21 protein-coding genes, 2 tRNA genes, 3 rRNA genes and 1 pseudogene are annotated in these 24,846 nt (G+C 38.8%); 19 read left to right on the top strand and 8 right to left on the bottom strand.

Annotation, left to right across the window (positions count from 1 at the left end; genetic code table 11):
* Window positions 1-6 precede the first annotated feature (6 nt).
* The 5 genes from ALW18_12930 to ALW18_12950 all read left to right on the top strand — a co-directional run bounded on the left by ALW18_12930 (window position 7) and on the right by ALW18_12950 (window position 4,076).
* On the top strand, window positions 7-240 hold the full coding sequence (locus ALW18_12930; GenBank protein ID AOE53348.1) for a hypothetical protein: 234 nt from the start codon (window positions 7-9) through the stop codon (window positions 238-240).
* Window positions 237-1,166 carry a hypothetical protein gene (locus ALW18_12935; protein ID AOE53349.1) on the top strand — a complete coding sequence of 310 codons (930 nt, stop codon included), beginning with the start codon at window positions 237-239 and terminating at the stop codon, window positions 1,164-1,166. The genes ALW18_12930 and ALW18_12935 overlap by 4 nt, the downstream gene beginning before the upstream one ends.
* A 43-nt stretch (window positions 1,167-1,209) precedes the next feature.
* Window positions 1,210-2,904 (top strand): hypothetical protein, encoded by a 1,695-nt coding sequence (locus ALW18_12940; GenBank protein ID AOE53350.1) that lies wholly within the window; start codon window positions 1,210-1,212, stop codon window positions 2,902-2,904.
* 102 nt (window positions 2,905-3,006) lie between these two features.
* Window positions 3,007-3,639: a 7-carboxy-7-deazaguanine synthase gene (locus tag ALW18_12945; protein AOE53351.1), complete on the top strand. Its 633-nt coding sequence runs from the start codon at window positions 3,007-3,009 to the stop codon at window positions 3,637-3,639.
* Between the two features lie 26 nt (window positions 3,640-3,665).
* Entirely contained in the window at window positions 3,666-4,076 is a 411-nt protein-coding gene (locus ALW18_12950; protein ID AOE53352.1) for a hypothetical protein, read from the top strand.
* Window positions 4,077-4,124: 48 nt separating this feature from the next.
* On the opposite strand, the gene ALW18_12955 is transcribed toward ALW18_12950, so the two are convergent.
* The gene (locus ALW18_12955) at window positions 4,125-4,829 is read right to left on the bottom strand and encodes a methyltransferase (GenBank protein ID AOE53353.1); all 705 of its coding nucleotides are present in this window, start codon (window positions 4,827-4,829) and stop codon (window positions 4,125-4,127) included.
* A 42-nt stretch (window positions 4,830-4,871) separates the two neighbouring features.
* On the opposite strand from ALW18_12955, the gene ALW18_12960 reads away from it, so the two are divergent.
* The 3 genes and pseudogenes from ALW18_12960 (at window position 4,872) to ALW18_12970 (ending at window position 5,998) form a co-directional block, all read left to right on the top strand.
* Window positions 4,872-5,363, top strand: a complete 492-nt coding sequence (locus ALW18_12960) for a Fe-S-oxidoreductase (GenBank protein AOE53354.1) — start codon at window positions 4,872-4,874, stop codon at window positions 5,361-5,363.
* Between the two features lie 22 nt (window positions 5,364-5,385).
* Window positions 5,386-5,762, top strand: a pseudogene (locus ALW18_12965) (glyoxalase).
* Window positions 5,759-5,998 carry a hypothetical protein gene (locus tag ALW18_12970; GenBank protein ID AOE53355.1) on the top strand — a complete coding sequence of 80 codons (240 nt, stop codon included), beginning with the start codon at window positions 5,759-5,761 and terminating at the stop codon, window positions 5,996-5,998. The pseudogene ALW18_12965 and the gene ALW18_12970 overlap by 4 nt, the downstream one beginning before the upstream one ends.
* A gap of 3 nt (window positions 5,999-6,001) precedes the next feature.
* Here ALW18_12970 and ALW18_12975 read toward each other — a convergent pair whose 3' ends face one another.
* Window positions 6,002-6,211, bottom strand: coding sequence for a hypothetical protein (locus ALW18_12975; protein AOE53356.1), 210 nt, complete (start codon window positions 6,209-6,211; stop codon window positions 6,002-6,004).
* Between the two features lie 90 nt (window positions 6,212-6,301).
* Window positions 6,302-7,558 (bottom strand): hypothetical protein, encoded by a 1,257-nt coding sequence (locus tag ALW18_12980; protein AOE53357.1) that lies wholly within the window; start codon window positions 7,556-7,558, stop codon window positions 6,302-6,304.
* A gap of 7 nt (window positions 7,559-7,565) precedes the next feature.
* Here ALW18_12980 and ALW18_12985 point away from each other — a divergent pair, with 7 nt between their 5' ends.
* From ALW18_12985 to ALW18_13020, 8 genes are all read left to right on the top strand, one after another.
* Window positions 7,566-8,801 (top strand): transmembrane permease, encoded by a 1,236-nt coding sequence (locus ALW18_12985; GenBank protein AOE53358.1) that lies wholly within the window; start codon window positions 7,566-7,568, stop codon window positions 8,799-8,801.
* 861 nt (window positions 8,802-9,662) lie between these two features.
* A 16S ribosomal RNA gene (locus ALW18_12990) occupies window positions 9,663-11,188 on the top strand.
* Between the two features lie 89 nt (window positions 11,189-11,277).
* A tRNA-Ile gene (locus ALW18_12995) sits at window positions 11,278-11,354 on the top strand.
* Between the two features lie 109 nt (window positions 11,355-11,463).
* Window positions 11,464-11,540: transfer RNA gene (locus ALW18_13000), tRNA-Ala, on the top strand.
* Window positions 11,541-11,666: 126 nt separating this feature from the next.
* A 23S ribosomal RNA gene (locus ALW18_13005) occupies window positions 11,667-14,555 on the top strand.
* A gap of 167 nt (window positions 14,556-14,722) precedes the next feature.
* Window positions 14,723-14,831, top strand: a 5S ribosomal RNA gene (locus ALW18_13010).
* Together the 16S, 23S and 5S rRNA genes with 2 tRNA genes alongside form the textbook arrangement of a ribosomal RNA operon.
* A 347-nt stretch (window positions 14,832-15,178) precedes the next feature.
* Window positions 15,179-15,484 carry a hypothetical protein gene (locus ALW18_13015; protein AOE53359.1) on the top strand — a complete coding sequence of 102 codons (306 nt, stop codon included), beginning with the start codon at window positions 15,179-15,181 and terminating at the stop codon, window positions 15,482-15,484.
* Between the two features lie 124 nt (window positions 15,485-15,608).
* The gene (locus ALW18_13020; GenBank protein AOE53360.1) at window positions 15,609-16,961 is read left to right on the top strand and encodes a chemotaxis protein CheY; all 1,353 of its coding nucleotides are present in this window, start codon (window positions 15,609-15,611) and stop codon (window positions 16,959-16,961) included.
* Here ALW18_13020 and ALW18_13025 read toward each other — a convergent pair.
* Both ALW18_13025 and ALW18_13030 read right to left on the bottom strand, forming a co-directional pair.
* Window positions 16,958-19,390, bottom strand: a complete 2,433-nt coding sequence (locus ALW18_13025) for a hypothetical protein (protein AOE53361.1) — start codon at window positions 19,388-19,390, stop codon at window positions 16,958-16,960. The two genes, ALW18_13020 and ALW18_13025, sit on opposite strands and share 4 nt — an antisense overlap.
* Window positions 19,391-19,460: 70 nt before the next feature.
* Window positions 19,461-19,802, bottom strand: coding sequence for a hypothetical protein (locus tag ALW18_13030; protein AOE53362.1), 342 nt, complete (start codon window positions 19,800-19,802; stop codon window positions 19,461-19,463).
* 361 nt (window positions 19,803-20,163) lie between these two features.
* On the opposite strand from ALW18_13030, the gene ALW18_13035 reads away from it, so the two are divergent.
* Window positions 20,164-20,499: a hypothetical protein gene (locus tag ALW18_13035; GenBank protein ID AOE53363.1), complete on the top strand. Its 336-nt coding sequence runs from the start codon at window positions 20,164-20,166 to the stop codon at window positions 20,497-20,499.
* Window positions 20,500-20,532: 33 nt separating this feature from the next.
* Here the strand turns inward: ALW18_13035 and ALW18_13040 are convergent, their stop codons facing one another.
* The gene (locus ALW18_13040; protein ID AOE53364.1) at window positions 20,533-21,675 is read right to left on the bottom strand and encodes an acyl-CoA dehydrogenase; all 1,143 of its coding nucleotides are present in this window, start codon (window positions 21,673-21,675) and stop codon (window positions 20,533-20,535) included.
* A 91-nt stretch (window positions 21,676-21,766) separates the two neighbouring features.
* On the opposite strand from ALW18_13040, the gene ALW18_13045 reads away from it, so the two are divergent.
* Window positions 21,767-22,834, top strand: a complete 1,068-nt coding sequence (locus ALW18_13045; GenBank protein ID AOE53365.1) for an anhydro-N-acetylmuramic acid kinase — start codon at window positions 21,767-21,769, stop codon at window positions 22,832-22,834.
* Here the strand turns inward: ALW18_13045 and ALW18_13050 are convergent.
* Window positions 22,831-23,508, bottom strand: coding sequence for a hypothetical protein (locus tag ALW18_13050; GenBank protein AOE53366.1), 678 nt, complete (start codon window positions 23,506-23,508; stop codon window positions 22,831-22,833). The two genes, ALW18_13045 and ALW18_13050, sit on opposite strands and share 4 nt — an antisense overlap.
* Window positions 23,509-23,613: 105 nt before the next feature.
* On the opposite strand from ALW18_13050, the gene ALW18_13055 reads away from it, so the two are divergent.
* On the top strand, window positions 23,614-24,339 hold the full coding sequence (locus tag ALW18_13055) for a hypothetical protein (GenBank protein ID AOE53367.1): 726 nt from the start codon (window positions 23,614-23,616) through the stop codon (window positions 24,337-24,339).
* A gap of 205 nt (window positions 24,340-24,544) precedes the next feature.
* Here the strand turns inward: ALW18_13055 and ALW18_13060 are convergent, their stop codons facing one another.
* On the bottom strand, window positions 24,545-24,841 hold the full coding sequence (locus ALW18_13060; protein AOE53368.1) for a hypothetical protein: 297 nt from the start codon (window positions 24,839-24,841) through the stop codon (window positions 24,545-24,547).
* Window positions 24,842-24,846 lie beyond the last annotated feature (5 nt).

Raw genomic sequence — 24,846 nt, forward strand, 5'->3', positions numbered from 1 at the left:
TAAGAGATGCTTTCAAAAAGAAAATCTCAAGAACAAACACAGAAATCGCCCTTACAGCGATTTCTGTTTGTTTTAGGTATAGTGTTTTTCCTGATGTATTTTGTTTTGGGTATGATGATAATATTCTGGAAGGAAATTCCGTTAACCCTGACATACAATGGAAGACTGGCAATGGGTATACTGCTTATAGTGTATTCTTTTTACAGATTTATCAGATTATTACAAAATAATAGACAATGAAACACACATATAGGTTAGCTGTAATGCTGATTGTAGCAAGCGTTGCGGTTTTATCCTGCAAAGGTGATGGAACATCAGGCGGTAAAAGGAAATCGGGAACTACGATTGCCGGAAAAACAGTTCTTTTAGTAGATAATACAGTTCAGCCAATTGTTGAAGATGTGCTTGCTGTTTTTCACAGTGTTTACGACAGAGCTAATGTTATTCAGGTTAATAAAACCGAAAATGAACTGTTAGGTGCACTTCTTAAAGATTCGGCTACTGTGGTTATAATGCCAAGGTTGCTGACTGATGAAGAAAATGTACATTTTGGTAAGCGAAAAATAACGCCAAAAGTTACACCTTTTGCTTCAGATGCTGTAGCTTTCATAACCAATAAATCAGCTAAAGATACTGTTGTTAACTTAGCAGAAATCCTGAAAGTTCTTAAAGGTGAGTCATCTTATAAAGTGCAAAAACTGGTGTTTGATAACGCAAATTCTAGTACAGTACAATTACTTTTGAAGGAGGCAGGCATAAACAAAGTAGCACAAACTAATATCTATTCGCTTAAGACCAACGAGGAGGTTATAAAATATGTGCATAATACTCCCGGAGCAGTGGGGATAGTTGGGGTAAACTGGCTGTCACAACCGCCACAATCGTTGGCAGAAACTGTGTCAGATATTGTAGTTTTGGGTGTGGATAATGTTAAAATTGATAAGGGTGCTAAAAAGTACTATAAACCGTCTCAGAGTAATATAGCGACAGGTTTTTATCCATTAATCAGAAAGCTATATGTGTTAAATTACAGTGGCGTTGACGATTTAGGCACGGGGTTTGCAAATTACATAGGAGCATTTGAAGGACAGCGTATAATCCTGAAGTCAGGATTGCTGCCCGTAGAGATACCTGCAAGGGAAATCGAAGTGCGTAGTAAATTATAATTGCAATTTAAATCAGAACAAGTAGAATAATAAAATAATACAAATGAAAGACTTGAAATTTATCGGACTATCGTTGTTTGTTTTTGGGGTTGCATCTGCTCAGGATGTAAACGAAGCAAAAAAAGCAATTGATGCCGAACAATACCAAAAAGCAAAAACTATTTTAAAATCACTGGTAACATCATCGCCTGATGAAGGAAAAAATTATTTCCTTTTAGGAGATCTTTACCTTAAACAGACAGTGAATGATTCTGCTGCAATTTATTTTAATAAAGGTAAAGCAGTTAAAAAAGATTCAGAATACAACACTATTGGTTTAGGTCAGCTTGATCTTGATAATAATGATGTTGCTGCTGCACAAGCTAAATTTGCTGCTGTTGAAAAAGAACTTGGAAAGAGGGATGTTGAGCAGCTTATTTATATAGGCCGTGCTTACATAAATGCAGACAAGCCTGATTATAAAAAAGCAATCGAAGTTCTTAAAAGAGCTATCGCCAAAGATCCTAAATCAGCACAGGCTTACCTAAGCCTTGGAGATGCTTTTTATGGTGACAGAAACCAAAACGAAGCTTATTCTGCATACCGTAACGCGCTTCAGTATGATAGCACTTTATTAAGAGCTAAACTTCAGTTAGCAGTTATTACTAAAAATACAAGAGCTGCGTTCCCGGAAGCGGTGAAAGCGTTTGATGCCATTGTTGCAACAAACCCTAACTACGGACCGGTATACAGGGAACTTGCTGAAACATATTATATCTGGGGTGTAACAAATCCTGCTAAAAAAGCAGAATATAACCCTAAAGCCTTAGGGTACTACGAAAAGTACATGACACTTACTGATTATTCATTAGATTCACGTATGAGACATGCTGACTTCCTTCTTCTTACAGGTGACTATAAAGCACTTGAAGCTGAAGCTCAGAAAATGCAGCAAATGGATAAAGTAAATCCAAGGATACTTCGTTACCTGGCATATTCACTTTACGAGAATGGTAAGTTCACAGAAAGTTCTGCTGCTATGAAAGAATGGATTGCTAAAGCAGATCCTAAGCGTATCATTGCACGTGACTACCTTTACCTTGGTCTTGCTAATCTTGCTTCAAGTGTTGGGCAGGATGATAAAGGAAATGCTATTATAACGAACCAGGCATCGTTTGATGAGGCTATTGCTAACATCAGAAAAGCGGCTGAGACAGATATCAATATCACAAACGAGTTCAATACTGTAGGTCAGAAATTATTCAAACAAAAACTTTACGGTCCTGCTGCTGTGGTATTTGAAGTTGCAACTTCAAACCCGGACAACCCGAACCTAATGCTTGATAGCTTCTACCTTGCTTACTCTGTATATTATGATCACGTGAACAAATCACCTGAAGCGCAGAAAACAAATGTTGAAAACCTTAAGAAAGCAGATGTAGCACTTGCTAAAGTTATAGAACTTAATGCTCAGGCTCAGGATGCTTACCTTTACAGGGCTAAAGTAAACAGGTATATCCAAACTCCGGAGTCGTTAAAAACTATGGCTGAGTCTTACGATCAGTATATTACTATTGTAACTGCTGCAGGTCAGGCTGAAGTAACAAAACAAAAAGCGAACCTGCTTGATGCTTACGCAAATGCAGGTGCGTACTATGCAGTTACTGATAAAGCTAAGGCTTCAGACTACTTCAACAAAGCTCTTGCGTTAGATCCTAACGATGAGTTCGTGAAAAGCCAATTGAAAGCACTGAAATAATATTTCTTTCATAACTACAAAAACCGATGGCATTGCCGTCGGTTTTTTATTTGCTTAAAATAAAGGGATTAATGCTTATCTTTGCACCCTGTTTGAAATATCATGCTGAAGAAGGAAATACAAATATTAGTAGAAAAAGGTGAGATGCTTCCGTTAATGGAAGAATTCTACACCATACAGGGAGAAGGGTACCATACCGGTACAGCTGCATACTTTATCCGCGTAGGCGGATGTGATGTTGGTTGTCATTGGTGCGATGTGAAAGAGAGCTGGAATGCAGAACTGCATCCGCCTACAAACACCGATGTTATTGTGGCAAACGCTGCAAAATACTGCAAGACAATTGTAGTGACAGGTGGAGAACCACTAACATGGGATATGGGGCCACTTACACATAAGCTGAAAGAGCAGGGTTTAAGGGTGCATATAGAAACATCGGGCGCTTATAAACTTTCCGGTACATGGGACTGGATTTGCCTTTCCCCTAAAAAGACAAAATTACCAACAGAAGATGTGTATGCACATGCGCATGAACTGAAAATGATTATACACAATAAGCACGATTTTGTTTTTGCAGAAGAACAGGCTGCTAAAGTAAATGGCAATGCTATACTTTTTCTTCAGCCTGAATGGAGTAAAAAAGAAGAAATGACGCCGCTTATTGTAGAGTATGTAATGAATAATCCAAAATGGAGAGTATCTTTACAAACGCATAAGTATTTAAATATACCATAATAGTAAACCAACTTAAACAATTAAAAATGAAAAAAGTAGTATTAGCAGCCATTTTTATGCTGGTTGCGCAAATTGGAATGGCTCAGGCAACAGATGCAATGAAAGCTGATGTAAAGAAATTTCTTCAATTATCAGGAGCAACTGCACAGTTAGAAGCTGCGAAAAAACAAGTTCTGACTATGATCCCTGCTGAAAAGCAAGCTGAATTTACAAAAGAATTTGATGCCTCTCTTGCTCCGGTTCTTAAATTTCAGGAAGAATATTACCTTCAGGAATTCACTGCTGATGATCTTAAGCAGATGATCAAATATTATGAATCACCTATCGGTAAAAAGTTTGCGCAGAAATCTGCAGGTTTAACCGAAGCGAGTATGCCGGTTATTCAGGAATGGAGCCAAAGCCTTCAGCCATTGGTTATGAAATATATGGGACAATAATTTATTCCATGAAGAGAAAGCCCGGACCATGGTCCGGGCTTTTCTTTTTTATGACAGCCTTGCCAGATAATCATAATGCTTACCTTCAATAATCAGCTCACAATTTAATCCGTTAGCATGTGCGGCATTCTGTAGTGTGTTATAGTCGATGTAAATCCATTCAAACGGTTCTTCTTTCTGATTTTTATAGGACATATTAAACGTTATCTCTCCGTAATATTCCACATCCGACGGAATCCATTTGCCTCCATCCTCATCTTCGTCGAACATGTATATAATGTCTGACGAATCAATTAGTATTTGCCCGCCTTCATTAAGAAGCGATTTTAGCTTTTGCAGATAATCAGATACCTTACTTAGCTTACCAAATATTCCGGTGCCGTTCATTAATAGTATGATCGTATCAAATTTCTCATTTTCCAGTTTCATCATATCTACAACACGGGTATCGTTTATGCCGCGTAAACTGCATGTTTCTATGGCAGCTGGCGAAATATCTATGGCTGTAACTTTCAGCCCGCGTTCATTTTGCAGATATAATGAATGGCTCCCCGCGCCGCACCCTATATCTAAAACATGGCCTTTTGCCAGCTGAAGTGCTTTCTTTTCTAATTTCGGCATTTCGTTATATGATCTGAAAAGATAGGCAACGCTCATCTCATCTTCTTCAGATATAGATGTTTCGGTAATAAGGTTTTCCGGATTGTTACCGGTTTGATAGTCTAAGATAGCTTTTCCGAAAAGGTCTTTCATTTTTTTATACTTTTGCCTGATGATTGATAAATGCTCTGAGTGATGGATGATTTTTTGAAGCAGCTCCCAAAGCTTGCCAAAGATAAGCATAATGAAAACAAAAAGTTTTTTGATAAGCTTAAAAAGAAAGCGCCTAAAAATTTAGACTACATCATGCAGGAGCTGCATGACAAAGAGTTTAAAAAAACGGACTGCTTAACCTGTGCCAACTGTTGTAAAACAACAGGGCCTTTATTTACTATTGCCGACATTGAGCGCATATCTAAGCATTTCCGCCAAAAGCCACAGCAGTTTATAGATAAGTACCTGCGCATAGACGAAGATAAAGATTATGTATTGCAAAGCGTACCCTGTACTTTTTTGGATAATGAGAACTATTGCATGATCTATGACGTCAGACCAAAGGCGTGCCGTGAATTTCCGCATACCGACAGGAAAAAATTTCAACAAATAAGCAATCTCACATTACAAAACGTAGCTATTTGTCCGGCAGCCTACAATATTGTGGAAGAAATGAAAAAGAAAATTGTTTAGTTTTGTTTGCTAATTGAAGGTAATGTCAAAATTTACAACATTAAAACCAACGCTATATACAAAGCAGCTTAAAGATACAGTTCAGTTCTATACCTCTGTTCTTGGTTTTGAGTGTGCTGATTTTGACGAAAGTCGGGGGTGGGCATTTGTCGTGAAAGACGATGTTGAAATAATGTTTGCCTATCCTAGGGAGCACATACCTTTTGATGGTCTGCATTTACAGGATCATTATATATTCATACAGACAATGTAGATGATCTTTGGGTTAAATATAAAGATGTCTGCAAGGTTTGTTACGATCCTGAAAATTTTGAATACGGCATGCGTGAGTTTGCTGTTTATGATAACAATGGCTATTTGCTGCAATTTGGCCAGCAGCTGATTAATCACCATCTATGAAAACATTAAAAAAACTTTTGGTTATGGCTTTGGTGTCGGTGGTAATAGCAACAGGCATATTTTTTATAAACAGTACTGTTATAAAAAACAGCTTTGCCGACAAAGTTTTAGAAATTTTAGTTTTAGCTATTCCGGTATTTATAGTACTAGCTCTATTGCTGTATGTAAATAAAGCATTGGTAAAATCGGTAAGGGGTATTAAAAATAAAAAGCCTTCCGGTGAGGGAGGGCTTTAAGGTTTAGGCTGCAGCTTCTTCGTGGTGTTGTTTTAATTCTTCAACAACGCCGCTAATGCTTTGCAGTTTGTCTTCTATATATTCCAGTAATCCTTCGATACGGTCTCTCAGGTCGCTGAAAAATTCGATAATATGATCTACATATCCTTTCAGTTTTTCAATAAACTGGATAATGTATTGTACTATGTTGTCAATTTTGTCTGATATGTTCATGGCTTGTTGTTTTTGATGATTATTACAACTGAAAATTACAAAAGAGTATTGGTACACCATAACACTTTGTAAAAACATTAAGAAATATTCTTATTCGGCATATATAAGATACTTCTTTCTAATCACTTTAAATTTAGTAAGACCGTCTTCCCAGCTCTCTCTTATCTGATCTTCAGACTTTCCGCTAACAATCTGTTCCTGTAGTTTTGTTGTTCCGGCAAGTTTAGTAAAGAATGGAATAAAGAATTTTGACTTATCAGTCGTATTGTTATATGCTTTGATCAGCCATTTCAATTCAAGCCTTTTTACCTTTTCGGCTTTAGATAGATCTTCACCAAAACATTTAATTCCTTTAAGAGGAGGTTCTTTAGATCCAACATTTGGTTGCGGAGTAAACGAATAAGTGAATTTTGCTTCGGGCAGGTTAGGAGAACCATAAATCTGGAATTGTTTTTCCGTTCCTCTTCCTAAACTAATATTGGTTCCTTCAAAAAAGCAAAGACTGGCATATAGGTTTATAGCCTGGTCGTTTGGTAAATTAGGAGAAGGCTTAACCGGTAAATGATAAGGCATGTTTCGGTTATAGTTAGAACAACCGATAACTGTCAATTTGCAGGGCGTAGTGTTTTTTGTCCACTTTTCACCGTTTATCATTTGGGCATATTCGCCAATAGTCATGCCGTGCAACACGGGTATGGCATGTATGCCGATAAAGCTGGTGTTTTCTTTCTCTAAGATCGGGCCGTCAATAATGCCACCATTAGGGTTTGGCCTATCCAATACAATAAGAGGGATGTTATTTTCGGCGCATGCCTCAATGATATAATGCAGGGTAGATATATAGGTGTAAAAACGAGCACCTACATCCTGAAGGTCAAAAACCATCACATCAATTCCTTGCAATTGCTCGTCTTTTGGCTTTTTATTATTGCCATATAACGAAATGATAGGCAGTCCGGTTTGAGTATCCTTACCATCTTTAATAAGTTCTCCGGCGTCTGCTGTACCACGAAAACCATGTTCCGGAGCGTATATTTTTTTGATATCTATTTTTTTGTCGAGTAAAAAATCAACCACAGATATAATCTTTCCGTTATCCGAAGTAACTATTCCTGTCTGATTTGTAACTATGCCAACTTTTTTACCTTTTAATAAGGCAGCATAGTTGTCAAAATTTTCAGCACCTGTAATAATTTCTTTAGAGACAACAGAAGGTGTGGCGTCGGGTGACTTACTAACTTCAGTTGTTGCTGCAGGTATTTCTTTTGCTGTATACGAATTTCCGCAGGCAGCCATCAGTATAAATGAGAATAAAAATGTATTTTTGAATAACGAATAAGATACCATAAGTCAGTTGAATTTAGAATATTTCATAGCCCGCAGGCTGGTTACTGCAAAGAACCATAAAAGTAGTATATCTGCACCAATAATAAAAATAGCCATTATTGCCATAGCGGTTGGTATTATCATGATGATAATTGCCATTGCAACAGGAGTAGGGCTTCAGGATAAGATACGCGAAAAAATCTCGGCGTTCAACGGGCACATCATAATTTCTAACTTTGATGATAACGAATCAGACGTAAGTATAGAGCCGTTATCAATTCGTCAGGATTTCTACCCTAAATTTAAAAATGTAGAAGGCATAGACCATGTGCAGGCTGTGGCTTCTAAAGCAGCAATTATCCGAACCGATAATGCTTTCGAAGGAATTGTGTTTAAAGGAGTAGGTAAAGAGTATAAATGGGATGTACTCGATGAATATATAATTGACGGGCGTAAGCCGAACCTCAAACAAAATTTAAATAACGAGGTATTGCTTTCGCAGTACCTGGCAAACAGGCTGAACCTTAAAGTAGGCAATAAATTTAATACCTACTTTATGAAAGAAGGCGGCAATGGCATGCCCAACCTAAGGGTTTTTCAGTTAGTGGGAATTTATAATTCGGGTTTTCAGGAATTCGACGCTACCTATTTAATAGGTGATATACGTCACGTACAGAAAATCAACAAATGGAGGAATGGCCAGGTAGGAGCTTTTGAAGTCTTTGTTGATGATTTTAATACGATTGAAGAAAAAGGAGATGAAGTGTATAAAGCAATACCGTCTACTTTAAATAGTGTAACCATACAGCAGAAATATTACAATATTTTTGAATGGGTAAAACTGTTTGATATTAATATAATAGTGATTATTGTAATAATGATAGTGGTGTCCACCATTAATATGGTTGTTGCTTTATTAGTGCTGATCCTGGAACGTACCCAGATGGTAGGTATGCTGAAAGCTTTGGGTGCACCAAACTGGAGTGTTAGAAAAATATTTTTATATAATGCGGCTTATCTAATTGTAAAAGGTTTGATGTGGGGTAATGCCATAAGTATTGGATTATTGCTTATTCAGAAATATTTTGGTATCGTAAAACTACCACCGGAGAGTTATTATGTCACGGTGGCTCCGGTAGCCATAGATATACCTGCAATCTTATTGATAAATTTAGGAACAATACTAGTATGCGTAACCCTGTTGTTAATACCATCTTATATTATTACAAAAATTTCTCCGGTTAAGGCGTTGCGTTTTGATTAACCAATATACATAGATATTGAATCCCGGCTGGTCCGGGATTTTTTATTACACCTAAATATAGAGTGTATTTTAGGAGCTATTTCCTGCTGTGCGCTATATCTGCCTCGTTCCTCAGCAGGATGCCGCTTCCATCAGGGCTAGAGAGAACGGTGTTTTATATTTCTCAGGACATTATATTATATATAAGAGAGTGAAATTTGTACTGTTGGTTCCTTTTTATTTTATTGTAGAGTAGTGAAGTGTTCATTAAAACCGTCTTTTGATTGTTGATTTTTTAAAATTTGAATATGTCGTAATCGTGTTTTTGATTATTTTTCAAATTAACATGTAATTTTTCATACGGGTGGTTAAAAAACTTTCGTAGTCAAAAACCGCGTAACCAATGAGTTAAGGATAGGTGTTAAAAAAAGATTAAAAAAAGGTGATTTAAAGTTTGGATAGGGTTTAAATAATGGTACTTTTGCACCCGCATTAGAGAAGTACATTGACAGACTGATACGCAAGGGGGATACTAATTAAAGTGTTTCATAGCGGATAAAAAAAAGTTTTAAAAAGGCTTGTTTTGTAAAGGAAAAAGATATTATCTTTGCCCTCCCAAACCGCGAGGAATTGGGGTTCATTGCAAGACTGGGATTGATTTTTATCTGTTAGAATTTTGAGAAAATTTTTTTTCAAAAAAGCTTGCGGGATTAAAAAGAAGTTGTACTTTTGCAGCCGCTTTGAGAACGAAAGTTTGGAAGCGGGATTAAATAAGAAGAACACGTTCATAGACATATTGGATTGACAGCATAAGAGAGAGTAAGATCTTGATTATCATAAGAAAAAAACCTAGCATATAAGGTCGTAAAAATATTAAAAATATACGATGAAGAGTTTGATCCTGGCTCAGGATGAACGCTAGCGGCAGGCTTAACACATGCAAGTCGAGGGGTAGAGGCTTTCGGGCCTTGAGACCGGCGCACGGGTGCGTAACGCGTATGCAATCTGCCTTGTACAAAGGGATAGCCCAGAGAAATTTGGATTAATACCTTATAGTATGTTGAGGGGACATCCCCTTATCATTAAAGATTTATCGGTACAAGATGAGCATGCGTCCCATTAGCTAGTTGGTGTGGTAACGGCATACCAAGGCTATGATGGGTAGGGGTCCTGAGAGGGAGATCCCCCACACTGGTACTGAGACACGGACCAGACTCCTACGGGAGGCAGCAGTGAGGAATATTGGACAATGGGCGCAAGCCTGATCCAGCCATGCCGCGTGCAGGATGAAGCATCTATGGTGTGTAAACTGCTTTTATACAGGAAGAAACCCTGGCTCGTGAGCCAGATTGACGGTACTGTAGGAATAAGGATCGGCTAACTCCGTGCCAGCAGCCGCGGTAATACGGAGGATCCAAGCGTTATCCGGAATCATTGGGTTTAAAGGGTCCGTAGGCGGTTTTATAAGTCAGTGGTGAAATCCGGTAGCTCAACTATCGAACTGCCATTGATACTGTAGAACTTGAATTATTGTGAAGTAACTAGAATATGTAGTGTAGCGGTGAAATGCTTAGATATTACATGGAATACCAATTGCGAAGGCAGGTTACTAACAATACATTGACGCTGATGGACGAAAGCGTGGGGAGCGAACAGGATTAGATACCCTGGTAGTCCACGCCGTAAACGATGGATACTAGCTGTTTGGTAGCAATACTGAGTGGCTAAGCGAAAGTGATAAGTATCCCACCTGGGGAGTACGAACGCAAGTTTGAAACTCAAAGGAATTGACGGGGGCCCGCACAAGCGGTGGAGCATGTGGTTTAATTCGATGATACGCGAGGAACCTTACCAGGGCTTAAATGTAGGTTGACAGGCTTGGAAACAGGTTTTTCTTCGGACAACTTACAAGGTGCTGCATGGTTGTCGTCAGCTCGTGCCGTGAGGTGTCAGGTTAAGTCCTATAACGAGCGCAACCCCTGTTGTTAGTTGCCAGCGAGTCATGTCGGGAACTCTAACAAGACTGCCGGTGCAAACCGTGAGGAAGGTGGGGATGACGTCAAATCATCACGGCCCTTACGTCCTGGGCTACACACGTGCTACAATGGCCGGTACAGAGAGCAGCCACTGGGCGACCAGGAGCGAATCTATAAAACCGGTCACAGTTCGGATTGGAGTCTGCAACCCGACTCCATGAAGCTGGAATCGCTAGTAATCGGATATCAGCCATGATCCGGTGAATACGTTCCCGGGCCTTGTACACACCGCCCGTCAAGCCATGGAAGCTGGGGGTACCTGAAGTCGGTGACCGCAAGGAGCTGCCTAGGGTAAAACTGGTAACTGGGGCTAAGTCGTAACAAGGTAGCCGTACCGGAAGGTGCGGCTGGAACACCTCCTTTCTAGAGACACGACCGCTTGGTTAATAATTATGAGAAAAATAGGTTTTATTCTCGCTGTTAGTTCAAAAATTTAAAGTAAAGAGAGCTGAAAAATAAATAGTCTCGTAGCTCAGCTGGTTAGAGTACTACACTGATAATGTAGGGGTCGGCAGTTCGAGTCTGCCCGGGACTACTATAAGCTTCGCTCATTTACTTAGAAGGAAATTTTAGAAGATGAGTTGCACTATTTAGTGACGAACCGTATAGGACTGTTAACTAAAGACTGTTAACTGTCAGCTAAATACGGGGGATTAGCTCAGCTGGCTAGAGCGCCTGCCTTGCACGCAGGAGGTCATCGGTTCGACTCCGATATTCTCCACCAGGCAAAGTCTGACACTGGAATTAATTGCCAGTGGCGGCGCGCCACAGTTCATTGACATATTGAGATAAATACAAAGTAGAAAAATATAGAAAGCACATTTGTGTTGCTATATGTAACACAAAAAAAGTACAATAAGCAAAATAAGGGCGCATGGGGGATGCCTGTGGCTCTCAGAGGCGAAGAAGGACGTGATAAGCTGCGAAAAGCTACGGGGATTGGCACACACGAATTGATCCGTAGATATCCGAATGGGGCAACCCACTATGTTGAAGACATAGTACTCCGATAGGAGGGCAAACCCGCTGAACTGAAACATCTAAGTAGGCGGAGGAGAAGAAAACAAAAGTGATTCCGTAAGTAGTGGCGAGCGAACGCGGAACAGCCCAAACCAATGTTGTTACGGCAATATTGGGGTTGTAGGACCACGATATTTTATGCATGAGGAACTGGAATAACCTGGAAAGGTTAATCATAGAGGGTGATAATCCCGTACAGGTAACAAATGTAATAGATAGTGGTATCCTGAGTAGGGCGGGGCACGTGAAACCCTGTCTGAAACTGGCGGGACCATCCGCTAAGGCTAAATACTCCTGAGAGACCGATAGTGAACCAGTACCGTGAGGGAAAGGTGAAAAGAACCGTGAATAACGGAGTGAAATAGATCCTGAAACCATGCGCCTACAAGCGGTCGGAGCAGACTTGTTCTGTGACGGCGTGCCTTTTGCATAATGAGCCTACGAGTTACCGTTGCTGGCAAGGATAAGTAATTAAGTTATGGATCCGTAGCGAAAGCGAGTCTTAATAGGGCGCTTTAGTCAGTAATGGTAGACGCGAAACCGTGTGATCTACCCATGGGCAGGATGAAGCTGTGGTAACACATAGTGGAGGTCCGAACCGGTTGACGTTGAAAAGTCTTCGGATGACCTGTGGGTAGGGGTGAAAGGCCAATCAAACTCGGAAATAGCTCGTACTCCCCGAAATGCATTTAGGTGCAGCGCTGGACACTAGTTATATAGAGGTAGAGCTACTGATTGGATGCGGGGGCTTCACCGCCTACCAATTCCTGACAAACTCCGAATGCTATATAATGATAACCAGCAGTGAGGGCATGGGTGCTAAGGTCCATGTCCGAGAGGGAAAGAACCCAGACCATCAGCTAAGGTCCCCAAATCTATACTAAGTTGAAAAAACGAGGTTTGTCTGCCCAGACAGCTAGGATGTTGGCTTGGAAGCAGCCATTCATTTAAAGAGTGCGTAACAGCTCACTAGTCGAGCGGACGAGCATGGATAATAATCGGGCATAAGTATAGTACCGAAGCTATGGATTTGCAGTTTACTGCAAGTGGTAGGGGAGCATTCTAAGGGGGTTGAAGGTGATATGTGAGTATTGCTGGACCGCTTAGAAAAGAAAATGTAGGCATAAGTAACGATAATGCGGGCGAGAAACCCGCACACCGAAAGACTAAGGTTTCCTCAGCTATGCTAATCAGCTGAGGGTTAGTCGGGACCTAAGGCGAACCCGAAAGGGACAGTCGATGGCCAACGGGTTAATATTCCCGTACTTCTTATAGTTGTGATGGAGTGACGGAGTGATGAAAGCGCCGCGAACTGACGGAATAGTTCGTTAAAGTACCTAGCTATAGGCCCCGTAGTTAAATGCGCGGGGACTGGTGAAATACGATAGTACACGGAGTCTTCGGACAAAGTGATAGTGCGCCTAAGGGCTTCCAAGAAAAGCTTCTAAACTTAGATTATAAGAACCCGTACCGTAAACCGACACAGGTAGTCGAGGAGAGAATCCTAAGGTGCTCGAGAGATTCATGGCTAAGGAATTAGGCAAAATAGACCTGTAACTTCGGGAGAAAGGTCGCCAGCAGCAATGCTGGCCGCAGTGAAAAGGTCCAGGCGACTGTTTATCAAAAACACAGGGCTCTGCAAAATCGTAAGATGAAGTATAGGGCCTGACACCTGCCCGGTGCTGGAAGGTTAAGAGGAGATGTTATCTTCGGAGAAGCATTGAATTGAAGCCCCAGTAAACGGCGGCCGTAACTATAACGGTCCTAAGGTAGCGAAATTCCTTGTCGGGTAAGTTCCGACCTGCACGAATGGTGTAACGATCTGGACACTGTCTCAGCCATGAGCTCGGTGAAATTGTAGTATCGGTGAAGATGCCGATTACCCGCAGTGGGACGAAAAGACCCTGTGCACCTTTACTATAGCTTAGTATTGACCTTGGATAAGTGATGTGTAGGATAGGTGGGAGACTTTGAAGCGGCGTCGCCAGGCGTTGTGGAGTCATTGTTGAAATACCACCCTTTGCTTATCTGAGGCCTAACCCCGCTATGTGGGGGACATTGCTTGGTGGGTAGTTTGACTGGGGTGGTCGCCTCCAAAAGAGTAACGGAGGCTTCTAAAGGTTCCCTCAGCACGCTTGGTAACCGTGCGTAGAGTGCAATGGCATAAGGGAGCTTGACTGAGAGACATACAGGTCGATCAGGTACGAAAGTAGAGCATAGTGATCCGGTGGTTCCGCATGGAAGGGCCATCGCTCAAAGGATAAAAGGTACGCCGGGGATAACAGGCTGATCTCCCCCAAGAGCTCATATCGACGGGGGGGTTTGGCACCTCGATGTCGGCTCGTCACATCCTGGGGCTGGAGAAGGTCCCAAGGGTTGGGCTGTTCGCCCATTAAAGTGGCACGCGAGCTGGGTTCAGAACGTCGTGAGACAGTTCGGTCTCTATCTACTGTGGGCGTTAGAAATTTGAGTGGATCTGATTCTAGTACGAGAGGACCGAGTCGGACAAACCTCTGGTGTATCTGTTGTTCCGCCAGGAGCACCGCAGAGTAGCTACGTTTGGAAGGGATAAGCGCTGAAAGCATATAAGCGCGAAACCCACCACAAGATGAGATTTCTTTTAAAGGTCGTGGAAGATGACCACGTTGATAGGCTATAGATGTAAAGGCAGTAATGTCATAGTCGAGTAGTACTAATAACCTGTAAGCTTATGTACGCCTCTTTTCCCCGCCCTTGGGCGGGGAGAGAACTTTCTAAACAAGTATACTTATTTTTATCTCAGTATGTTAAGATATTATCCATTAGTTCCCAGGCATAAGCCAAAAGACCTATGGACCGCGCAAGAGAGCAGATGCCTTATGGCTGATGCCTATTGCCTTAAAAACTTAAGGTGGTTATTGCGGCGGGGCTCACCTCTTCCCATCCCGAACAGAGAAGTTAAGCCCGCCTGCGCAGATGGTACTGCAGTTTGTGGGAGAGTATGTCATCGCCTTTCTTTTGAAAACCCTTCATCTTTACGATGAAGGGTTTTTTGTTTGTAAAGGTTTCTGAAACAGTCCTTATATTTCAGTACAATATTTTTATAATTAGAGATATAAAATTTAGAATCTACTTTTATTGTTGTTCGTCTATAGTATCTTTGTGTCAAAAATGTAAATTTCTATATTTTAATTATTGTGGATTTTCTACACCCTATTGTGGAATTCTACATATTTCCACACTTTTATGGTAGGCGCCTTTTTGTTTAAGTTTCTGATAATTAAAGCTTTGACTTTTACGTTAGTTGTCACGTTAGACTGGTATGATTATTTCATATTACTATATATCTAAACGATATCGAAAATGAAAAATATACTTTTAGCAGCTACATTTATATTAACATTTACAGTTAATGCTTCAGTTGTTCAAACTAATGCTTATGAGAGTATACTATCTATCGATCAGGAAAAGGAATTTAAAAAAATTGAAACCACTCAAATCCCAGCCGAGGTTTTAAAGCAGGCCAGTACAAAATACAGTGGATTTGCTTTAAAGGGAGCTCAGGCATCAGGGGATGGAGAATATAAGCTGGTTCTGTTCAAAGATGGAAAATCGGTTACAGCTCATTACAGGAGCACAGGAGAATTTGTAAAAGAAGCGCACGCTTAAAAATATATAGTAAGGTGATTGAAGAATTTATTCTTCGATGAAAGGAGACGGAAGCGTCTCCTTTTGTTTTTATTAACATTATGTATCCCGCAAAACCACTACATTTGTAGATATTCTATAAAATATGAGTTCGAAGATTCTGGTAATTGATGATGATACTGCTTTTTGTGTAATGTTAAAAACTTTCCTTCAAAAGAAAGGTTTTGAGGTTACAAATGCCTTTACAGGAGACGAAGCACAGAGTGAAATCAATAAACAGATTTTTGATGTTGTACTTACAGATATACGCCTGCCTGACAGTGATGGGCTTAAGATCCTAAAATTTGCAAAGGAAAAAGATTTACAAACCCAGGTAATCTTAATGACCGGCTATACAGATATTAAAACTGCTGTTAATTCAATCAAAGACGGTGCTTTTGATTACGTTGGTAAGCCAATTAACCCCGACGAGATACTTCACACTATCGGTTTAGCACTTAACAAAAAGAATTCTAAAGAGGTTGCTCCTGCTTCTCAGCAAAAAGAAAAAAAAACAGCTACGGCATCATCTCCTTTATCCTTTGTAAAAGGTATCAGTTCTGATTCGCAACGTCTTCATGAGCATATTGAATTAGTCGCTCCAACAAACATGTCAGTTCTTATTATCGGAGATAGCGGTACAGGTAAAGAATATATTGCGCAATCAATACATGTATTGAGTAAAAGATCGGCTAAACCCTTTATAGCAGTAGATTGTGGCGCGATTCCGAAAGATTTGGCATCCAGTGAGTTTTTTGGTCATATTAAAGGCTCTTTTACTGGTGCTGTTAATGATAAGACCGGACACTTTGAAGCTGCTAATGGGGGAACCCTATTTTTAGATGAAGTGGGAAACCTATCGTATGAAGTACAGGTGCAATTGTTGCGTGCGCTGCAGGAACGCAAAATAAAGCCTGTAGGAAGTAATAATGAGGTTAAAGTAGATATTAGGGTCATTGCTGCGACAAATGAGGATTTAAACGAAGCCGTTAAGCGTGGCGACTTTAGGGAAGACCTTTACCACAGGCTTAATGAATTCTCGATTAAAGCGCCAAGGCTTTCTGAAAGAAAACAGGACATTATGATTTTTGCTAATCATTTCCTTGCACAGGCGAATGATGACCTTGAAAAAGAAGTAGAAGGTTTTGACCAGGAAGTTACCGACTTATTCAAAAACTACGATTGGCCGGGTAATCTCAGAGAGATGAAGAATATAATAAAACGTTCGGTTTTATTAACAAAATCAAATCTTATTCATCTTGAAGTATTGCCTAACGAAATGCAGGAAGCAATGCGCGCAGCAAGTTCACTTTCCGGTTATTCTAAAAGTAACGAGGAGCAGGCTATACGTCAGGCACTTGAAAAAGCAAACTACAATAAGTCTAAGGCTGCGATATTACTCGATATTGACAGGAAAACACTTTATAATAAGCTAAAGCTTTATAATATAGATCTTTAATTTACTTCTTTAGCTAATTCCAGGCATAGTGTTTCCAATTTGCTACACAGCCTATTCACGTAAGCTGTCAATTCAGATGGTTCCATATCAATAACCCTGTCTTCTAATGGTAGTAGTAATTCTACGATAGAGAACACTTCCATTTGTTTTAGCATCGGAATCATTTTGTGTGCTATTTCCGCAAGTCTTTGCTCATTGGCTTCAAAAGCTGCGTCCTTAAGCGATTCACAATTGTCAATAGCACTATCTATAAATGTATTTACTATAGTTCGTAAAGAGGTAGGATCATTATTTGTAAACTGTGACAGGCTTCTTAAATTGTAAAGAGTATTGGTCTCTACATTTATGAATTTTTCTGCAGTGGGTATTGTAGGTTGCTTATGAGTCGTTTGTTGACTACTAAAAATATAAGATATAAGATTTAATAATTTTTCCAGCTGTATAGGTTTGGGATGGTGTCCGGTAAAACCGGCATCAGTAAAATCTTTATCTGTTAAATCTCTCTTGCCAGAAAGTGCAATGACAGGAAGTGAAGCAATACTATTATGTTCGTTGCCACGTATGGATTTTATCAATTCAAAACCGTCTAAAGAAGGCATCTGAATATCCGTCAGCATAAGATCAAAATTTTCTTCTTCGAGTAAAGAAATTACCGACAAGGCATTTATTTCGGTACGCAAAACTACAGGATAATTCGCAAGCAACTCTTTCATTAAGGTGAGCTGCATGTTGTCATCGTCTACAATTAATATTTTTTTATTTTTTATCGCAGGATATGATTCTATAGGTTTTATGTCAGCTATTGCTTCCCTGTTAAAATTATTTGATGATGGAATGCAAGGAATGATAACTGTAAATATAGATCCCTGCCCTTCCTCGCTTTCAAGTAAAATTTCGCCATCAAGCAGTTCAAGTATTTTTTGGGAAATTGTAAGTCCCAGTCCTGTACCACCAAATTTTTTCTCTATACCGGAATGCGCCTGTGTAAACTCTTTAAAGACGTCACCATGTTTTTTTCTTGCTATACCAATACCGGTATCTATAACAGATATATAAATATTATTGCCTTCAATTTTGGCGGTAACTTCTACAGAACCTTCGGGCGTAAATTTAATTGCGTTACTTACCAAATTGGTTAGCACCTGCTTGATACGGTACGGATCTGAAATGTAATTGCCATTAAGTTCATCGCTAATATCCCAATTGAGTTCGATACCCTTATTTGAAGCCATCGGCTCCAGAGTTTTACAGGTGTTTTCTATTAAATTTCTGAAGTTAAAACCTGTTTTTTCTATAGATATGCGATTATTTTCCAGTCTTGAAAAATCAAGGAGATCGTTTACAAGCTTAAGGATATAATTTGCAGATTCTTTTATATTACTAAGATACTGTTTTTGTTTAGGTGTGGTTTCCGAATCTTTAAGCAGGTCATGAAAACCTATGATGCTGCCAAGCGGTGTCTGCAAATCGTGCGTGACTGTAGCCATAAGCATCGATTTTGTGCGGAGAAGTTCCTCATTTTCATGGTTTAATATTTCCAGCTGCTTTCTATAATTCTGATTTATGGTAAGATCACGAATAATTATCCACGCAAAAATTATAAGTATAAATAGTGCGAGAGCTCCGATCCATGCAATATTTTCGATGGTTTTTCGCATTCCAGATTGTGATTGCTTAAACGTGGCATAAGAATTTTGTAGAAATTCATTTTCCACAGAGGTAAGTATCGCCCTTAGCTGATCTGATATTATATTGTTTTCATCCTGAAGGCGCAGTTCCTGCCTGAATAGTATATGCTTTGCCTTGTAATCTTTTTTTGAAAGGTCTACCAGTACCTTATCGTAAGCCATTGCAAATGAATCTATCGAAATGATCTTACTAAGAGAATCCCTTTGTTCTTCTGTAAGCAGTGCCTCAATTGTGCTTCTCCATTGGTGACGTTTAGTAAGTCTTACAGGTTTAGTATTATCTATTATGGAGTCTTTAGTGCTATATACGCCTTCTATAGCTCGGCTGAAACTGTTGAAATCTTTATGTTTTGTCCTGTAGATTATAATTTCAACAATACTTTTCCTCTTTCGCTGAAGTAACATCTGTATAGAATCAAACTTTGCCATCTGACCCTCTTCAACAGTTTGCTTAATATCATTTATCTCATGGTTTATACTGTCTATTAAAGCACTGTATTTGTTGAAGTCCTTATCTGCTAATGTTAGTACCGATGTACGTGCAAGTGCCTCAGATGCGTATAGGTTAGTAATGGTGTTACTAATCCTGATAATCTTTTGATTTTCTTCGCTGTTTTGTCCGGGTCGTGCAATTTTAGATATTTCTGTATAGACAAGCCAAACAGAAAAAGCTGCCATTACTAACAGCAGCAGGTATCCTAAAATAACTTTGTATGTAACGGATTTGGGTTTTTGTACCATTAGATAAAAGTAGTAGTTTTTATTATCTTATAAAAACGGTACATTAATACATAAAGTATACTTTGTAATATTAGCTTCTTACCATTACCCTTAAAAAATTTATTTCATCTTTTAAATGCAGAATTTCTGCCCTTAGGCTTTCAACAAGTATGTCGTACACTTCTTTGTTGGAATTTGTAAATGCAGGGCTGTCTTCATCGTGTATTTCACTTTGTACCTCATTGAAAAGATACGATATGTTTACATTTAGAATCCTTACAATTTTTAGCAGCTTTACTACGTTAAGCCTGCGGTCGTCTTTTTCAAGGCGTCCATAATTACTTTGTGTAACGTCAAGCTGGTGAGCCATAGTTTCCTGTGTAATTCCTTTTTCTTCCCTAAGCTTCTTAATTCTTTGACCAATAATATTCATAATAGCTGGTATTTTTATTTGGATGCAATTCTAAATTAAAATTTATTACGATAGTTTAAGTATTTTCTGTCAGGTTTCAGTTATATTTGGCTCGTCTAATCTTTAGATTTACATAACATACCTTACACCATTTGTCTTTCGCTTGGTCATACAACGGACTCAAAAAAGGCACTATATCAAACTATTTCCTATAAAAATAGAAAAGTAGCCCTGCCGTGGGAAAGCATTGGGCGAAAATTCGATGTAATGCATTTTTTTATCGTCAATGAGTAAGCGAAATGTAACTATATATCTATTTATTAATAGTTATATTTTAATTACGTGAGCAAAGTGTCAATTTTAAAAATAACAGTTTAAGTGTATGAATGTATTGGTTTATGATAATCAGATGGCATATTATGAACTTTTGAGAAATAACTTTTCAGGAAGTCATAACATTATGCATTACCCTTTGTTGAATAGCAAATCGTCTGATTATGTGTGTGACGTCATGATTTTTTTTCTCCATGACGAATTAGAAATACTGGATTTTGTAAAGCTATATAATAAAGATATTCCTGTAATACTGGGAATTGGCGGTGCGGCTAAATTTGAAAGCGTCACGGCAGAACGGAATATTTATTATTTGCATCTCGACAAATTAAAGGAAGAGATTCTTGAAGATGTAGCATTGTTGCTACAGCGAATATATGTTTAAAGAAAAACCCCGCTTTTTGCGGGGTTTGATGTTTTACTGAGCGATAATAGAACGGGAAATGACAATTTTTTGTATTTCTGATGTTCCTTCATATATCTGTGTGATTTTAGCATCACGCATAAGTCGTTCTACATGATATTCTTTTACATATCCGTTACCGCCATGGATTTGTACAGCTTCAATAGTTGTATCCATTGCTACCTGGGAAGCATACAGTTTTGCCATTGCGCCACTGATATCATAATTGTTGTGTTGGTCTTTATCCCATGCTGCTTTAAGGCATAGATGACGTGCTGCTTCTATGCTTACAGCCATATCTGCAAGTTTAAAGGCGATAGCTTGGTGGTTGCATATTTCTGTACCAAAAGCTTTACGTTCCTTAGAGTACTTAAGTGCTAGTTCGTAGGCTCCCGATGCAATTCCTAAAGCCTGAGATGCAATACCAATTCTCCCACCGGCAAGTGTTTTCATTGCGAATTTGAAACCAAATCCGTCTTCACCTATCCTGTTTTCTTTAGGGACCTTAACATCTGTAAACATAAGTGAATGTGTGTCAGATCCGCGGATACCCAATTTTTGTTCTTTTGCACCTATTTCAAAACCAGGCATGCCTTTTTCTAAGATAAGCGCATTAATTCCTTTATGTTTTTTATCGGCATCAGTTTGTGCTATTACAAGATACACATCGGCAGTGCTGCCGTTGGTAATCCAGTTTTTTGTTCCGTTTACAAGGTAATGGTCACCTTTATCTATAGCTGTTGTTCTTTGCGAAGTAGCATCACTTCCTGCTTCCGGTTCAGAAAGGCAGAAAGCACCAATTATTTCACCTGTTGCAAGTCGGGTAAGGTATTTTTGTTTTTGTTCTTCGGAACCAAATGTCTGAAGCCCCCAGCAAACAAGTGAGTTGTTTACAGACATAACCACTGAAGCAGAAGCATCAATTTTAGAGATTTCTTCCATTGCCAGGACATAAGAAATTGTGTCCAGTCCACTGCCTCCATATTGAGGGTCTACCATCATGCCGAGAAACCCAAGTTCTCCCATTTTTTTAATTTGCTCAGTCGGGAAAATCTGTTTTTCGTCTCTTTCTATAACACCCGGAAGCAGTTCGTTTTGTGCAAAGTCACGAGCTGCTTGCTGAATCATCAGGTGCTCTTCAGTAAGTTTAAAATCCATAATAGTTAAATTATATTTTTTGTTTTATTGCGTCCAAATGTAGCTATTAAATGTGAATTTGTCAATATGAATGCGTATTTTTAGCCTCGCGATGAAAGAAAACTATAACGTTATAGGAGTAATGTCAGGAACTTCGCTTGACGGCGTTGATCTTGCCCATATTTTATTTACAATTCAGGACGGGACCTGGTGTTTTTCAGTTAACGAAACGGCAACAATTCCCTATACTAATGCCTGGGTACAACGGTTAAAATCTGCTGTAGATTTTAATGAAAGCGAACTTTCGTTACTTAATAAAGAATACACTGTATTGCTTGGCGGTATTATAGCAAACTTTATAGATGCAAATAGTATAACAGGCCTGGACGCTGTCTGTTCTCACGGACATACTGTTTTGCATCAGCCGGCAAATGGATTTACATTGCAGATAGGGAATTTACCTGAAATAGCTTCGCTAATACATCAGAAAGTGGTTTGCGACTTTCGTGTTCAGGATGTGCAGCTGGGAGGGCAGGGGGCACCACTTGTTCCTATTGGTGACAGGTTGTTATTTTCGCAATACCGCTACTGCCTCAACTTGGGCGGTTTTTCTAATATCTCTTTTGAAGAAAATGGCAAACGTATAGCATTTGATATTTGCCCTGTAAACACTGTGCTTAATTTTTATGCTGAAAAACTTGGTTTTGATTATGATGCAGGTGGATCTATAGCTGCCAATGGTCTAGTAATATCATCGTTACTTAACGAACTAAATGCTTTAGAATTTTATGTACAGCACTATCCAAAATCGTTAGGTTTTGAATTTGTAAAAGAAACCATACTGCCAATAATGGAAAGGTATGACTATTCTCCAAACGATAAACTCGCAACCTTTACCGAGCATATAGCACAGCAAATTGCAATTGTTGTAAAAAGTATTGGTAATGGAGAATTGCTTGTTACTGGAGGAGGAGCTTATAATGATTTCCTTATTAGACGATTGAAACAACTTATTCCGGATACGGTAATTGCTATACCGGATGATAAGACGATACAATTTAAAGAGGCACTTATTTTTGCGCTTTTGGGGGTGTTAAAATTGCGGGGAGAAGTAAATGCGCTTTGCAGTGTGACAGGAGCATATAAAGATCATAGCTCGGGTTATGTGTATAACCCTTAAAAGATACCCATTTTTTTAATGGCCTCTATAAGTTCATGGTCATCACCGCCTTTGCCCTGAAGCAGCATGTTTTTCATTTGCGCTTTTCTTTTTTCTATAGCACTTAATGAAAGCGGTACATAGTTCGGTATGTTTTTGGTTAATATACCTTCAGAAAGACGCATAAGGATCTGCTTGTCGTAACTGTCAAGTTTATAATTATCGAAAACTTTCTCTTTAAGTGATTTTACAATCTTATTGCTAAGATAGGTGTCGCCGCTATAAACAATTTTAAAGGCATTTAGAAACTCATCGATGTCAATGTCACTTTTGCATAAAATTCCCTGAGGATTTATTTCCTTTATAAGCCTGTCAATTAATGAGGCTTCGCTATGCATAGTAAGTATTATAATAATGCAGTCGGGTATTGTCTTACGGATAAGTACACCAAGATCAAGTCCGGAGAAAATATTTTTTTCAGGATAGGGCGGGAGGCTAAGGTCTAGATAAGCTACGTTAAATTTAGTGCCGCCGGTTTGCGAAGCAGTAATTAGTTTATAAGCCTGCTCACAGTCAAGTGCTTTTGTAAAGTTAAGGACGTGATCCTCAAATTCTTCTTCGGATAATACGTTGATATATCCATTAACCGTCATCGGGTGATCATCGACGATTAATATATTTAAATCCTCTTGCATAACTATAAGTTACATATGCGTACAAAATTAACAAAAATTACGGTTTAACCGTAATATTAACAAATCAAAAGTTTTTATATTGCGTCAAATTTTTGCGTGTAATTTGTGCAGTACTCATTCCTTATAGTAGACGATAACAAAGATAATGCCAAGGAAACCTTAAGTAAATTTGAGGCTTTCCCAGAATTTTATTGCGTCGGTGTTGCTGATAACAGGGATGATGCTATAAATAAAATATTAGAGCTTCAACCGCAATTGGTATTTCTTGAAATTTGTCCGAAGAATAAAAAGAGCAATTTATCGCTCAACCTTATTTCAGATTTATATCGTTTTGTAAATAACGTGCCCTATTTTATTGCGCTTACCGCGTCGCCAAAATACGCCTTTGAAGCAATACAGGCAGGAGTGTTTGATTATTTACTCGCGCCACTTAATCAGTTTGATCTTAGAAAAAGTCTTTTAAAATTTCAGAAAACAAATCCGGCGGCTGCAAATAATACAATTTGCATAAAATCATATGGTGATTACCAGTTTGTTTCCCTAAATGATATTGTATACCTTAAGGCAGATAATAACACTACAGATTTCTTTCTTCAAAACGGACGAAAACTAACTGCTTATAAAACGCTAAAGCATTACGAAGCTAATTTGCCGTTTTATTTTTTCCGCATACATAACAGTTATATTGTAAATAGTAATTATATCTCCAGGATTAATACCGGGAAATCGCTATGCTATTTAAATAATAGCGATCTCTCTATATCCTTCTCAAAAACCTTTAAGGATAATATAGATACCATTATCAGGAAAATTGCTCCTGAGTATCTTTAACAAACTTACTTATCGGAAGTTTTATTTAAGTTCACTTTTATCTGAATAAAAGTGAGCCTTAAGTGTATTTACTATTTCTATCTTATTTAAATATTGTATTCTTTTTTTTGCCAAAATACTCATAATATCTATTAAATACATCATTTACCCTGCAAAATAGGCGAGTTACTCGCGTGTGGGGTTATTCTACTAAACCCATTGATAATCATATGGCTTGTAGTTTTTTTACATGTAGTTTTGCTTCAGAATCAAACGGAAAACGATGGTTCTGAATTAAAAAATGAATATAAAATACACCTAATAAAACCTTACTTATCATGAAAAAAATTATTCTTACACTTAGCCTTGTTGCAGTTATCGGTTCATCTTTTGTTTCATGTTCAACTGACGATAGTGCGATACAGGATACTAAATCAGATACAATTATAGTGCCTTTGGACAACGGAGATAAAAGTCTTCCAAAACCACCTGTTAGAGCATAAGCACTTAACATAAAAATCATTATTT

Source organism: Flavobacterium psychrophilum (assembly GCA_001708385.1).
In the GTDB taxonomy this organism is placed as follows: Bacteria; Bacteroidota; Bacteroidia; order Flavobacteriales; family Flavobacteriaceae; genus Flavobacterium; species Flavobacterium psychrophilum_A.